This is a genomic window from Virgibacillus dokdonensis, assembly GCF_900166595.1.
Lineage (GTDB): Bacteria > Bacillota > Bacilli > Bacillales > Amphibacillaceae > Virgibacillus > Virgibacillus dokdonensis.
Genome location: NZ_LT745763.1, coordinates 210207 through 225017 on the forward strand (window position 1 = coordinate 210207; position 14811 = coordinate 225017).

The 14811-nt window shown below is 37.7% G+C and carries 13 protein-coding genes; 9 read left to right on the forward strand and 4 right to left on the reverse strand.

Going from position 1 to position 14811, the window contains the following annotated elements; genetic code table 11:
- The first annotated feature begins 99 nt into the window (after positions 1-99).
- From B2C77_RS02775 to B2C77_RS02800, 6 genes are all read left to right on the forward strand, one after another.
- Complete coding sequence (locus tag B2C77_RS02775) at positions 100-1026, forward strand: DUF1002 domain-containing protein (RefSeq protein ID WP_077702306.1); 927 nt, start codon at positions 100-102, stop codon at positions 1024-1026.
- 562 nt (positions 1027-1588) lie between these two features.
- Entirely contained in the window at positions 1589-2422 is an 834-nt protein-coding gene (locus B2C77_RS02780; protein WP_077702307.1) for a 3D domain-containing protein, read from the forward strand.
- A 964-nt stretch (positions 2423-3386) separates the two neighbouring features.
- On the forward strand, positions 3387-4289 hold the full coding sequence (locus tag B2C77_RS02785; protein WP_077702308.1) for an ABC transporter ATP-binding protein: 903 nt from the start codon (positions 3387-3389) through the stop codon (positions 4287-4289).
- Positions 4282-5025: an ABC transporter permease gene (locus tag B2C77_RS02790; protein ID WP_077702309.1), complete on the forward strand. Its 744-nt coding sequence runs from the start codon at positions 4282-4284 to the stop codon at positions 5023-5025. Before B2C77_RS02785 ends, B2C77_RS02790 begins: the two co-directional genes overlap by 8 nt.
- Positions 5026-5030: 5 nt before the next feature.
- On the forward strand, positions 5031-6173 hold the full coding sequence (locus B2C77_RS02795; protein WP_077706806.1) for a sensor histidine kinase: 1143 nt from the start codon (positions 5031-5033) through the stop codon (positions 6171-6173).
- Positions 6166-6768, forward strand: coding sequence for a response regulator transcription factor (locus B2C77_RS02800; RefSeq protein ID WP_077702310.1), 603 nt, complete (start codon positions 6166-6168; stop codon positions 6766-6768). The genes B2C77_RS02795 and B2C77_RS02800 overlap by 8 nt, the downstream gene beginning before the upstream one ends.
- A gap of 106 nt (positions 6769-6874) precedes the next feature.
- On the opposite strand, the gene B2C77_RS22290 is transcribed toward B2C77_RS02800, so the two are convergent.
- Positions 6875-7009 (reverse strand): hypothetical protein, encoded by a 135-nt coding sequence (locus B2C77_RS22290; RefSeq protein ID WP_257790354.1) that lies wholly within the window; start codon positions 7007-7009, stop codon positions 6875-6877.
- A 492-nt stretch (positions 7010-7501) separates the two neighbouring features.
- On the opposite strand from B2C77_RS22290, the gene B2C77_RS02805 reads away from it, so the two are divergent.
- Together B2C77_RS02805 and B2C77_RS02810 are read left to right on the forward strand one after the other, a co-directional pair.
- Positions 7502-8692, forward strand: coding sequence for a glycine C-acetyltransferase (locus tag B2C77_RS02805; RefSeq protein WP_077702311.1), 1191 nt, complete (start codon positions 7502-7504; stop codon positions 8690-8692).
- Positions 8693-8791: 99 nt separating this feature from the next.
- Positions 8792-9739: an L-threonine 3-dehydrogenase gene (locus B2C77_RS02810; protein ID WP_077702312.1), complete on the forward strand. Its 948-nt coding sequence runs from the start codon at positions 8792-8794 to the stop codon at positions 9737-9739.
- 309 nt (positions 9740-10048) lie between these two features.
- Here B2C77_RS02810 and B2C77_RS02815 read toward each other — a convergent pair whose 3' ends face one another.
- Positions 10049-11671 (reverse strand): ABC-F family ATP-binding cassette domain-containing protein, encoded by a 1623-nt coding sequence (locus B2C77_RS02815; RefSeq protein ID WP_077702313.1) that lies wholly within the window; start codon positions 11669-11671, stop codon positions 10049-10051.
- A gap of 850 nt (positions 11672-12521) precedes the next feature.
- Between B2C77_RS02815 and B2C77_RS02820 the strand changes: the two genes are divergently transcribed.
- The gene (locus B2C77_RS02820; RefSeq protein WP_077702314.1) at positions 12522-13130 is read left to right on the forward strand and encodes a hypothetical protein; all 609 of its coding nucleotides are present in this window, start codon (positions 12522-12524) and stop codon (positions 13128-13130) included.
- A 109-nt stretch (positions 13131-13239) separates the two neighbouring features.
- Here the strand turns inward: B2C77_RS02820 and B2C77_RS02825 are convergent, their stop codons facing one another.
- Entirely contained in the window at positions 13240-13860 is a 621-nt protein-coding gene (locus tag B2C77_RS02825) for a YpmS family protein (protein ID WP_077702315.1), read from the reverse strand.
- Between the two features lie 5 nt (positions 13861-13865).
- Positions 13866-14735, reverse strand: a complete 870-nt coding sequence (locus B2C77_RS02830; protein ID WP_077702316.1) for an SGNH/GDSL hydrolase family protein — start codon at positions 14733-14735, stop codon at positions 13866-13868.
- Positions 14736-14811: the final 76 nt, after the last annotated feature.

Sequence of the window (14811 nt, forward strand, 5' to 3'; positions counted from 1 at the left end):
GTAAAAAGATATTCATTCTTTTGCAAAACAGGTATAATAATATTTAGTTCATAGAAGACATAAACTATAGCAAGAACAAATAAAGGGAGAAATGAAATGATGACCAAAAAAATAAGTAAACTTCTCATCATTACACTAATCGCAGTGTTCATGCTTGGGACGAACCTATCTGTTTCTGCTGACAGTGGAGCAAGTGATACGAGTAGTATTAATGAAAAATTAGGTCCACCTATCGTCGTATATGGCGCGCAACTCTCTGACAACCAGCGAGCAGAAGTGAAGGATTTATTAAATGTTAAAGACCAAGATCAAGTGGATGAATATGATGTGTCTGGACAAGACGCAGCGAAATATATTAATGGCAACCCAAATTCAAATATGTATTCCAGCGCTAAAATTACTCGTCAGGAAGCTGGAAACGGTCTAACAATTAATATTGTAACCCCTGATAATATTACAGAAGTAACCAAAGAAATGTATGCAAATGCATTGTTAACTGCAGGCGTCGAGAATGCGACAGTGGATGTTGCTTCTCCTGTAAAGGTGAGTGGACACTCTGCTTTGACAGGAATATATAAAGCTTATGACGTCGAAGGAGAACAGCTTGATAAAGAACGTATGGAGTTAGCGAATGAGGAGCTTGACGTAGCCACACAGTTAGCGAATAAGGAAGGCATGAATCAGGAAAAAGTTAGTCAATTACTTACAGATATTAAAAAGACGATTGCTGAGCAAAACCCGGCAACGAAAGAAGAAGTGGAGCAAATTGTTCAAGAGCAATTGGATAAATTGGAAATAACGTTAAGTGATAAAGACCGCCAATTATTAATTGATTTAATTGATAAGATGCGTGACCTAAACATTAATTTTGACCAAGTAAAAAACCAATTAGACGATATTACATCTGCCATTAAAGATAAAGCAGATGAACTTGGTTTAGATGAAGGTTTTTGGGAAAAGGTCGGGAACTTCTTCCGTGAACTTTTCGAGGCAATTAGTAACTTCTTTAAAGGGTTATTTAGTTAGTAGGAATATATTAGATTGGCAAGCATACCTTTATGCATAAGGGTATGCTTTTTTGTGCTATAAGAAAGTATAAGATTTTTTTGGTTGATAGTATAAGAAAAATAAAGGCATTTGCGAAGAATATGCGATAAGCCAAGTCTTTCTAATACGATAAAATTTTAAGCTTATAGTATATGGGAAACGACATTTTTTTCACCCGTATGGACTGGTGAGGAACTGGTTTTTTCTCATTCATTGAAGTATAGCCCGGACCCTGATATTTGCCTATCTGCGTGTGCTTTGCTTGTGGTTTTAAGTACAAAAAAACGAAATATTGTTTATGGCATTCATAGATTTTGGCTATCTTCACGCCATAAAAGTTATATTACATAGGTGTGCTTCTATGACTATCGTAATACAATATAGTAGATTGATAGTACTTTTATATCAAATTCATTACAACTGTAATAAAACAACCTCATTTCGGTAATCCTTGTAATGCGCTTTTAAACGTACTGTAACTGCACGGCTATAGCCCATGTGTTAGGATAGGCTATGTCAGATATTTAAGGAGGGAAAACGAATGAAAAAGATTGTGGCTTCATTCGCTACTGGTATGATTATTGCTGGCACTGCTGCTACTACAGTATCAGCAGAAGAGTACGACGTGAAACAAGGAGATAACCTTTGGAATATTGCAAATGAATACAACACAACTGTAGAACAGTTAGTTGATGTAAATGAATTAAAAACGACTACCATTCAACCAAAACAAACTCTTATTATAAATAAACAAGCAAAAATGAAATATAAAATTCAACAAGGAGATACACTAAGCGGGATCGGTCATAAGTACGGTGTATCTGTAGAAGATATTAAGGAATGGAATAATCTAGATTCCGATTTAATTGTCGCTGGTCAGAATTTAACGTTAGAAGGCGTAACAGTTTCCAATGACAAGCCAGCAAAAGAAGAACCACAAGCACAACCAAAACAAACGCAAAAAGAACAGCAACCAGTTACAAAAACGAAAGCACCTGCAAAAGAGGAGCAAGCAACACCAGCTCCTTCTAAACCAGCAACGAGCCAAAAGGCGCCTGAGCAAACAAAGCAGGAAAAGCCTCAAGGTCAATCATTTTCTGTAACAGCAACAGCTTATACAGCAAGTTGTGATGGATGCTCTGGTGTAACAGCAACAGGTGTTAATTTAAATAATAATCCGAATGCAAAAGTCATTGCGGTTGATCCAAATGTCATTCCATTAGGCTCCAAAGTGTATGTAGAAGGCTATGGCTATGCAACTGCTGCTGATACTGGTGGTGCTATTAAAGGAAATAAAATTGACGTACATGTTCCAAATAAAGGCGATGCTATGAATTGGGGCGTCAGAACAGTTAATGTAACAGTTGTAGAATAATAGATTTCTAACACATAAATATTGCAATGCTAAATCGAGTGAGATGTTCATCTTGCTCGATTTTTTTCGTGGTCTAGGAAATTATAAAATTTTGCAGCTGTGGATAAACTTACTAAGTTATTTAGCCACGTCCAGCTCCAGCGCCCAGCAACTAGGCGACTTCACGAATCGCCCAGCGATAAGTCATCATCGGTTCGTTCTAAATAGGAAGGCCGACTAAAGACGGGCTTGCCGGAGGGCGCCGGCATACTCCTGTTGCAGGAGCATGATTCCTAAAACTTTCGTTGATTCGCTCCACTCGCTACGTTGCTAACCGGGCGCCCCGAGCCTTTGTTGTTTGTTTAAGGAAAACGATCGCATTTTTACATGACTAGCCTGAAAATGTAAAGTGCATGATGCAGATTTTTAACGGTAAATGATCGTTGTGACAATTGTCATGTTGCATTAATGACAACGCATACTACTTATTTTTCTATGGATACCGTAGACTAAAAAAAGAACAAGTCGTTTGTAAACCTATTCCCATATTTATGGGTCTTTAAACAAAAGATGGTCGCATTTTCCATAAAAGCTTAGCGATAAGTTACGTTTTTCTAAAAATAAGTGTATGCAAGGGGAGAGGAATATGTTTCTAGAAGCAAAATCGATCTCTAAATCGTACGGAAACAAACAAGCATTGCAAGACGTCTAATATATTTGACATATTATTGAAGGTCTTTACTCATTCATGAATTCCAAAGCAAGTTACTTGGAACGGAGGGCGGCGACTCCAGCGGGAACAACATGAGTCTTGAGACCCCACAGCGAACGGTTTTTGTGAGCGAGGAAGCTCAAGCAGCCCTGAGGAAAGCGTCCGCCTCCAGTGGAAAGTAACGGGTGCGCTAGCAGATACAATTCTTATGAATTAGTCAGGTTGAGAAGGCGAAAAAGTAATGCCTAAACATACTATACGAGGAGGTATTTCATGGAAGACACGATTGTTTATGCACACAAGTTAAGTAAAACATTTAAGCAGAAAGAAGCGGTACGCAATGTATCGTTTTCTATCGCTAAAGGGGAAGTCGTTGCTATGCTAGGCCCAAACGGTGCGGGGAAGACGACAACACTTTCGCTTGTTTTAGGTTTATTAAAGCCGACAAAAGGTAAGGTGCAAGTTTTTCAGCAACCCCCACAAAGTATGCACGTTCGGGAGCGAATTGGTGTGATGTTACAAGAAGTAAGAATGATGGATGGCTTAAAAACGAAAGAAATGTTGCAATTATTTCGCTCCTATTATCCAAACCCTTTAGCCCTTTCTGAGATGATTGCGCTAACTGGGTTAGCTAATGCAGATTTGACTACAAAAGTAGAAAAGCTTTCTGGAGGGCAACGAAGAAGAGTGAACTTTGCTGTTTGTTTAGCAGGAGATCCAGACTTCATCGTTTTAGATGAACCGACAGCAGGGATGGATACGACTTCGAGAGTGAAATTTTGGAAAACGATTCATCAATTGGCGGAACGAGGAAAGACAATTTTGTTCTCTACACATTATCTTCAGGAAGCAGATGATACGGCAAAGCGAATTATTTTGCTACATCAAGGACAGAAAATTGCTGATGGAGCTACCGAAGAGATAAAGCATCAATTATCGAGGCAATATGTCTCTTTTCGTCTAAATGGAAAATTAAATCGAGCAAAGCTTAATGTGCCAGATGTGTTAGCAATAGAAGAACGAGAAGAACGAATTTATTTAGAAACGAAAAATACCGATGCGTTAATTTCCTATATTATGCAGCATTTTTCAAATGCCTATGATCTGCGAATAGATAAAGGCAGTATGGATGATGTATTTGAAACTTTAGTACAAGGGAGCAGAGAAAATGAATAAAATACTATATTCATGTATTGCGGAAGTAAAACGTGCCATTCGCAACCCATATTATGTACTTTGGTCGCTCCTTATACCAGTTTGTTTTTATGTTATTTTTACGAAGGTGTTTACATTTAATGACAATGCTGCAGATCAAGCATTATGGGAAGCGCATTATTTAATGTCGATGGCTGCTTTTAGTGTGATGGGCTCTAGTGTAATGACCGTAGGCATTCGTCTTGTGCAAGATAAACAGCAAGGGTTTATCACGTTTCTAAAAGTAACCCCATTACCCGAATATGTCTATATCATTAGCCAAATGGTAGGGCAAAGTGTTATTCATATTTTATCCATCTTGGTTATATTTTTTGCAGGTGCCCTCCTTAACGATGTGTCGCTAACGGCTATGCAATGGGTGCTTAGTGGTGTATGGATTTTATTCGGTTCTCTCGTTTTTTTAGCTTTAGGTACACTTGTTGGGACAATGAATAAAGTGGAAACAGCAAGTGGCGTAAGCAATATTTTATTTTTAGGACTGGCATTACTAGGTGGCATGTGGATGCCTCTAAATGCAATGCCTACGCTTTTCCAAGATATTGCTACATGGTTACCTTCCTATCATTATGCGAATGGACCATGGGAAATTATTCGTGGAAATAGTCCAGCGTGGAATAATATATTTATGCTTATCGTGTTTTTATGTTTGTTTATGGTATTATCAGTTTATATAAGACGGAAGCAAGAAGGGCTGTAATGTATATGACGGCACAAACCAAATGGGAACTATTTCCAAAAAAGTATGGATTTTTCCCTTATATATTTCTCATTTATTTATTCATACCTGCAACGTTACTAATGAAAGAAGACGGAATAAAGCAAGTAGTTGGTTACTTGCTTTTACTGCTGTTTTTAATTAGTTACCGTCAACTTTATCATGAAGAAGGGACGGGCAGATTTGCTTTTTGGCTTGGTCTGCAAATGATCATTATTGGTTATCAGAGCATGGTTTACGATTATAATTTCCTATATCTTGGGTTTTTCACGGCTAATTTTATTGGTTGGTATGCGGATAAAAAACAATTTCAAGCAGCTTGGTTTGCTTTAATGGGAACGTTGCCACTTCCTATTTTGTATCACGTGATATTTACAGGTGACTTTTCGAAGGAGCAGTTTTATATGATTCCATTTTTAATTGTTATTTTAGTTTCTCCTTTTGGAATTCGGTCTATGATTAAAAATATGGAATTGGAAAAAGAGTTAGATGAAGCAAATGCAAAAATCAAAGAGTTGGTTAAACGAGAAGAAAGAACACGAATTGCGCAAGACCTTCATGATACGCTTGGCCATACGCTGTCACTAATCACATTAAAAAGCCAATTAGTGGAACGATTAATTACGAAGGATGCTAAACGTGCCATAGAGGAAGTGAGCGAAATTGAAACCACATCTAGATCAGCGCTCGATCAAGTTCGAGAATTGGTAACGGATATGAAAGCGCAAACGTTAGCCGAAGAAGTAGTACAAGCGGAGCAGCTATTAAAAGCAGCAAATATGAACGTACAGATAAATTTTCCATTTGAAATGCATGTTGATTCATCCCTCACAGAGCATATGCTTAGTCTTTGTTTAAAAGAAGCAGTAACAAACGTTGTTAAGCATAGTCGAGCGAGTAAATGTTGGTTGCTCTATCGAGAAGAAGAGCAAGCGATCATTATACAAGTGAAAGATAATGGCATTGGTATAGATAATCAGAGCGTGGAAGGGAATGGGCTTGTAGGGATGAAAGAAAGACTAGCCTTAGTAGATGGCTCGCTATCTGTAAGTAAGAATAGTGGAACAACGGTAGAAATGAAAGTTCCCAAGGTGAAAAAACCAGAGAAAGAAGGGGAAATCCATGCTTAAAATTGTAATAGCAGAAGACCAAAAAATGTTGTTAGGTGCAATCGGTTCTTTATTGAATTTAGAAGTGGATATGGAGGTGATCGGTCAAGCAGTGAATGGCGATGAGGTATGGAGACTCATCCAAGAAAAGCAACCAGATGTTTGTTTGTTGGATATTGAAATGCCTGGGAAAAGTGGTTTGGAGGTAGCGGGGCTGTTAAATAAACTAAAGCAACGCCCACGGATCATTGTCTTAACAACGTTTGCAAAACCAGGTTATTTTGAAAAAGCGGTCAAAGCTGGCGTAGATGGTTATTTATTAAAGGATCGTTCTATTGAAGAACTAACAGCAGCTATTCGTAAAGTAGTGCATGGTGAAAAGGTGTATAGTCAAGAACTCATGGTCGACTACATGTGCGATCCTAACCCTTTAAGTGAGCGAGAACAAGAAATTTTGCGACTAGTAGCTGAAGGAAAAACGACCAAAGAGTTAACAAATATTTTATATTTGTCTTATGGTACGATTCGTAACTATTTGTCTGAAATCATGCAAAAATTAGAAGCGAAAAATCGTTTAGAAGCGGTTGATATCGCTCGAAATAAAGGGTGGATTTGAGCGGCGTATTTCCAGCTTAAACATAATAAACGACGTTTTTCTTTCTAAAGGGTTGTAGGCTGAACCATTTTCTTCGATTATTCATTTCTCACGGAAAGAAATTGGATCAGCTCTCTTGAACTTTTATGCTGTTAGGGTTTTCGTTAATGATCTCATTTGAATTACTGTTTATTTCTATATATCCAAATATTCCAAAAGTAATAATAAGTACAGCACATAGAACAACTAATAATTTCTTCATAATCCTTCCCTCCTCATATGCTTTCTATGACTTCTACACTCAGTATAAATAACCTGCTACTGTGTAGCCATTGTTTTTGGTGACATTTTAACAGGTGAATCTTACAAAGTTGCAAGTTTTATCCCCCATTTTTGTATCCTAATACCAGTTTTACAGTCATTTTACGATTAAACATTTTGTTGTACTTGTGTTAAACTGAAAGGGGAATAGTAAGATTATCGTGCGCATAAATTGCCCTAAGATTCTGCTTTATAGGAACGATAGTAGCAACATTTTACTTCAATTTGTTCCACTATTGGTTTATCGTATAGCAAAACGACGTTGTTTCATCGTCATATAGATTTGGCGATAGCCTAGTTCTTTAAAAATGGGGTTTAGATGATGTTGCTGTAGCGAGGTAAGCATCCATATGCGTATGAAATGGTGAAATATGGATGATGGGTTTAAGGAAGTATAAACGAACACAAACTTACATAAAAGGAGGACAAAAAAATGACGAGTAAAGCGTTAAATTCTTTTTTAAATGACAATATTGCTGATTTGAAAGAACGAGGCTTGTATAATGAAATTGATCCTGTTCAAGGTCCAAATGGTCCAGAAATAAAAATTGGTGACAGGACGTTAATTAACCTTTCGTCAAACAACTATTTAGGATTAGCGACAGAGGATAGATTGAAGCAAGTTGCCAAGCAAGCGGTCGATTCACATGGTGTTGGTGCAGGTGCTGTACGTACTATCAACGGAACGCTTGATCTCCATCTTGAATTAGAGAAAAAGCTTGCGGCATTTAAAGGCACGGAAGCGGTTATTTCCTATCAATCTGGGTTTAACTGTAATATGGCAGCTATATCTGCGGTAATGGATAAGCATGATGCCATTTTATCGGATGAATTAAATCATGCTTCCATCATTGATGGGTGTCGTTTATCTAGAGCGAAAATTATTCGTTTTAATCATTCCGATATGGATGATTTGCGAAAAAAGGCGAAAGAAGCTGTCGAATCTGGTCAATACAATAAAATCATGGTCATTACCGATGGTGTGTTTTCGATGGATGGGGATATTGCGAAACTTCCAGAAATTGTTGACATTGCCGAGGAATTCGACCTGATTACGTATGTGGATGATGCTCACGGTTCTGGTGTTCTTGGTAAAGGGGCAGGCACAGTAAAACATTTTGGATTGCAGGATAAAGTAGATTTTCAAATGGGTACATTGTCGAAAGCAATCGGCGTGATTGGTGGGTACGTAGCAGGCAAAGCAAATCTTATTGATTGGTTAAAAGTTCGTTCTCGTCCGTTCTTGTTCTCCACAGCTGTTTCACCTGCGGATGCGGCAGCAAGTACGAAAGCTGTTGAAATCCTTATGGAAAGCACAGAGCTAAATGAAAAGTTATGGGAAAATGGAAATTATTTAAAAGCTGGCTTAAAGCAACTAGGCTTTGATATTGGTAATAGCGAAACACCAATTACTCCTTGTATTATTGGTGATGAGAATGCGACACAAACATTTAGCAGGCGCTTAAATGAAGAAGGCGTCTACGCGAAGTCCATTGTTTTCCCAACCGTACCACGCGGAACAGGTCGTGTACGCAATATGCCAGCAGCCGCACATACGAAAGAAATGCTAGATAAGGCTATTGCGATATATGAAAAAGTAGGTAAGGAACTTGGCGTTATTTAACACGATAGGAAAGATAAGAAAAACGAAGGCTTCCACCATATGACTTGGCGATAAGCCAAGTTTTTCTAAGAAAGAATAGCACTAGAGAGGATTTCACGGATGAAAAAAATATTAGTAACCGGAGCTTTGGGTCAAATAGGGTCAGAGCTTGTTATAAAGTTAAGAGAAATTTACGGTACGGATCAAGTAATAGCGACAGATATTCGCAAGGCGGAAGGACGTATTGCAGAAGGCCCGTTTGAAGTTGTTGATGTAACAAATGCAAAGCAACTTTCTGACGTTACAAAGAAGTATCAAGTAGATACAATGATGCATTTGGCAGCTTTATTATCAGCTAAAGCGGAAGAAAATCCGAAGCTAGCTTGGGATATTAATATGGGCGGTTTAGTTAATGCGCTTGAAATAGCTCGGGAATTAGATTTGCAATTTTTCACCCCAAGTTCCATTGGAGCTTTTGGTCCAACAACACCGAAAGATAACACACCACAGGATACATTGCAACGCCCGACGACAATGTATGGGGTGAATAAAGTATCTGGCGAGCTGTTAGCTGATTATTACCACACTCGTTTTGGAGTGGATACTCGTGGTGTACGTTTCCCTGGTTTAATTTCTCATGTTACATTACCAGGCGGTGGAACGACGGATTATGCTGTTGAAATGTATTATGAAGCAGTAGAGAAGGGGAACTATACCTCCTATATAGGCAAGGGTACGTACATGGATATGATGTATATGCCAGATGCGATCCATGCCATTATCCAATTGATGGAATGTGATACAAATAAACTACAACATCGTAATGCTTTTAATATTTCAGCTTTCTCCGCAGCACCGGAGGACTTTGCTACATCGATCCAAAAGCATATTCCTTCTTTCTCATTAAAATACGATGTTGACCCGTTTCGACAAGCAATTGCAGACAGTTGGCCAAATAATTTAGATTCCGCCTGTGCTATTGATGAATGGGGCTTTAAAGTGGAATATGATTTAGACAAGCTGACAACGGATATGTTAAGTAAAATTAAACAGAAACAAGCACATTAGAAAAAAACTTGGCTTATCGCTATGCGATAAGCCAAGTTTTTCTAACCGTCTAGGAAATTATAAATTTTGCAGCTGTGGATAACTTACTAAGTTATTTAGCCACGTCCGGCTCCAGCGCCCATCAACTAGGCGACTTCACGAATCGCCCTACGATAAGTCATCATTGGTTCGTGCAACACCGTCTCACCATGATTCCTAAAACTTTAGTTGCTTCGTTCCACTCGCTACGTTGCTAACCGGGCGCTTGCGCCTTTGTCCCCGTCTTATCGTACTATAACGGATTCTATCTACAATGTTTCTTTCCTTTGGCTACTTGTTGTACATAGTAGCAATTTTCGCTTGCAATTCTTTATCTTGTACGTACTCATCATAGCTCATCTCTTTATCAATCAAACCATTCGGTGTAATTTCAATGAGGCGATTGGCAATACTTTGAATGAATTGATGGTCATGAGATGTAAATAAAATGGAACCTTTAAATTTGATAAGTCCATTATTTAAAGCAGTAATGGATTCTAAATCAAGATGGTTTGTCGGCTCATCCAAAAGAAGTACGTTGGCGTTGCTCAACATCATTTTGGATAGCATACAGCGTACTTTTTCTCCTCCAGATAAAACATTTGCTTTTTTCAACGCTTGTTCCCCGGAAAATAGCATTCTCCCTAAAAAGCCACGTAAGAAAGTTTCTGTTTCATCTTCTGGTGAATATTGTCTTAACCAGTCTACTAAAGGTAAGTCACTATTTTCGAAGTAAGCACTATTATCTTTTGGGAAGTAAGATTGGGATGTTGTGACCCCCCATTTATACGTTCCCGCATCTGGTTCCATTTCCCCCATCAAAATTTTAAATAGTGTCGTTTTTGCTACATCATCGCCACCAACAAAGGCGATTTTGTCATCTTTATTCATCGTAAAACTAACATTATTCAATAATTTTTCACCATTAATGGTTTTTGTTAATCCTTGAACAGTTAGTAGATCATTTCCAATTTCCCGTTCTGGGGTAAAGGCAATATATGGGTATTTTCTTGAAGATGGTTTTATATCATCCAGCGTAATGCTGTCTAACAATTTCTTTCTTGATGTCGCTTGTTTAGATTTGGAAGCGTTAGCGCTAAAGCGTGCAATAAATGATTGTAACTCTTTAATCTTTTCTTCTTTCTTTTTGTTTGCTTCCTGTGCCATTTTCGTTGCTAGCTGACTAGATTCATACCAAAAGTCATAGTTACCGATATAAATTTCAATTTTTCCATAATCAACATCCGCAATATGTGTACATACTTTATTTAAGAAGTGGCGATCATGGGAAACCACAATGACGGTATTTTCAAAATGAATGAGAAATTCTTCTAGCCATTGAATGGCATGAATGTCTAACCCGTTTGTTGGCTCGTCTAATAATAAGATATCCGGATTGCCAAATAGCGCTTGGGCAAGTAACACTTTCACTTTTTCGTCTGCATGTAGCTCAGCCATTTGTTTATCATGGTGTGACTCATCGATGCCAAGTCCTTTTAATAGAACAGCTGCATCAGATTCAGCTTCCCAGCCATTCATTTCAGCGAATTCGCCTTCTAGTTCAGCAGCACGCATGCCGTCTTCTTCCGTAAAATCGCCTTTCATATAAATAGCGTCTTTTTCCTGTTTCACAGCGTAAAGCTTTTCATGCCCCATAAGCACCGTGTCGATAACGTTATAGTCCTCGTAAGCGAAATGATCCTGCTTTAGAACAGCAAGGCGTTCGCCTGGAGATAAGGAGACATGACCCGTTTGTGGCTCTATTTCACCAGATAATATCTTAAGGAAAGTGGACTTACCAGCTCCATTTGCACCAATTAATCCATAACAATTACCTGGAGTAAACTTTAAGTTCACATCTTCAAATAATTTTTTATCGCCATATCGTAAACTCACATTCGATACATTAATCATTCGGTTTAATTTCCTCCAATAAAATAAAAGTAATCAACGTTAGCTTACGTTATTTCAAGTAATTCGTCAATGTTTGGCTTCATGAATAACAATCGCTTTTAGTACTACAAGGACAAATGAACAGGATAAATAAAATAAAGCTGAACTATCCTTGTTTTCATTTGGGCGCTTTCTGAGGGAATGTATTCACTTCTCAAAATTAAGCGATGGCTTGATAAAATAGTTTGCCGACAAGCTTGTGTTTTCTATGCTAAAAATATACTTGTGCAAATGCGTTTTTTTTGTAATAGTATAAGAAAGGTGAGGTATGAATTGCTCTTTTAAAAGATCTGCGGTGGGTAGATATGTCAAGAATAAGAAGCGTCCAAGTTAATTCCAGTAATAGTATGAGCAGGTAAGCAGTCGCTTTATCAACTTCATGCGGCAAACGCATGAGCTTGGTGTTTTTTGGCGAGTAAGGAGGCTTAAACATCCCTGAGGAAAGTGTCCGTCTGTAATGAAAAGCCGCGGGTTCAAGCGCATATACAATTTCGATCAGGAATACAATGAAATGGTAGAAATAATAGCGAATATTAACGCTTAAATATGCTATGTGAGGAGTTTTTAGAGAGAATGTGCTTTAAGGTGTTTGACTCCTATTTAAAAAGTTCAAACTAACAATCTTACATGCTGTTTCTTTTAAAGCATCTTACCAAAACCTTATTGCAGTAATCAATAGTAAAAATCCCTATGTTAGAAAGTCTTATCATCTACAGGAGTAATTTTGAAATACACAGGGGTGCTAACAACATGACGTGCTAACCTATTTAATTTAGCTCTTTTACAGCATAGATGGAAGGGGATATGTGTATTGGGGGAAAAATTCATTTATCTTCTCTTCACAGATACGGGCACGAATTTAGCGAAAGCTATTCATTTCTTTACAAAACAGTCCTTGAACCACGTTTCCATCGGATTTGATGAGGATTTGCAGAGATTGTATAGCTTTGGTCGGAAGCGGCCCAAAAATCCTTTTATTGGGGGGTTTGTTCAAGAAGACATTCATAGTGATTTTTTAAAGAATGCAGCTTGTGCAGTTTATCGTTTTACCGTATCTGAAGAAGAGCGTGAGCAAATCTTGCAGCATATTGAGCGAATTGAATGTGACAAAGATCGCTACCGTTACAATTTTATCGGTTTAATCGGTATCTTGTTGCAAATAGAAATTAATCGGAAGTGTGCATTCTTCTGCTCGCAATTTGTAGCAACTGTATTAAATGATGTCGAACATTTTCAACTTAAAAAGCCGACTTGCTTTGTGACCCCTGAAGATATAAGAAGTCATGAGGGAATGCAGTTAATATACAAAGGAAGGCTCGGCGACTATCCATACCGTAATAAAACAGCAATGTGTGATTCAAAAGAAGAAGCGCAGGTTATGTCATCATATATTATTTATTCTCATATGAACGAACAATAACTCGTAGCGAGGAGGAAGCTCTTATTGAGGTTATTCCTCATCCTACGAGCAATTTTTTAATACTATTTTCACAAGCTAATATAAGCGAAGCTAGATATTCTAGCTTCGCTTAATTAATACCTAATGTTTGATATGGTATACGAAATTTAAACGATAAATTATTTGCCTGTAAGTCAATATGTTCGACGGCGACCTGAAAATTACTTTTTAACTCGATATCCGTCACAGCTACATATATTTCTTCTTCTTTTGGATTAACAGTAACCCATTCTGGCATCGGGAGGTATTTATCCATGTATTCCATAATTTTTTTGTTCGGTAGTTTTAATAAGCCGATAGAAATGGACTTCTGTTTCAAAATAATATCTCCATTTTCTTGTACAAAAGGTTCTAAATGAACAGATAATGGAACGGTTGAGGAAAAAACAGGTAACTCACCAATTAAGTGTACATCGTCTCCTAGTTCAATACGATATTCATGATCTGTCCCTGCAAGTAATTGGTCAATATACGTATTGGCCAAATCGTTTAAATTTTTTTTAGTCGTACGAACAATAAATTCTGAATTTGCATCTGTTTCTTCAGTAGCTTTTTCTGGGTATTCAGCTTGTGGAACTGGCCAAAAAATAAGTGTGAGCAATACAAAAAGCAGGATCATGTTAAAGGAAAGTAACCCGATAAATAGCCTTTTCCACTTTTTACTTTTGGTATGTTCCGTTCTATTCCCCATGCTGTTCATCCTCTTTCTTGTTCATTCTTTAGCACCTCAAATATACGTTCAGCAATCCGCTCATAGCCTAACTGATTTGGATGAAAATTATCTTCTGCAAACAAATTTTCATCTGTGTTTGAAAATAAATCACTAATTGGTATAAAGGAGCTGTTTTCATACGTAGTTATTATCTCTTTACCAGTTTTATTCCAATTGTCTGCAATTAGCTTCAGTTCTTTAATGTCCTTAAAATACTGCCCAAAAGGGTTGTAAAAACCGAGTAAGTAAATTTTCGTATCTGCATTTACCGTTCGGATGTTGGTTAAGATTTTATGAAGTCGTTTTTCATAGTCTACCCGAGCTTTTTCAAATGCCTCCATTTGGAGATTTGTAATATTTTCTTTTAATACACGCATCACATCATTAGCGCCAATTGTTATAAATACAATGTCCGCTTGCTTTATGGAAGCAATAATATCGTCTTGCTGCAGTCTTTTAAGTAGTTGGTCTGAGCGATTGCCTCGTACACCAAAATTATCAAAAGAAGCTTCTGTGTTTGCTTGAGTCATTATTTGTTCAAGGGCTCCGACATAGCCTCCTTGTTTTGTTTCATCGCCAACACCTTGTGTCAACGAATCACCAATTGCCGTGATATGTCTTGATTGATAAAAATGCTTCGTAACCTGTTGCTCTTTATGAGTAAAAAGCTTTGGCGATGGTTTTTGCTCATGCTTTTTGATGTTGGCCGTTTTTTCTTTTGTTGCTGCATCCTGTTGCTTTATATCCTTTTCAGCAAGATTTGCTTGATCTGCTTCATGTATGAAAATATAGAGCGTGGCTCCTACGATGAGTAACAGGAGAGTTACTCCGGTTATTAATTTCTTTTTTTGCATCGTTATCAACACCTAAGTGGATTAGTTTTAAACATCGGGCTTGTTAAAAGTTTTATGGTAACTATACTAACTTAAT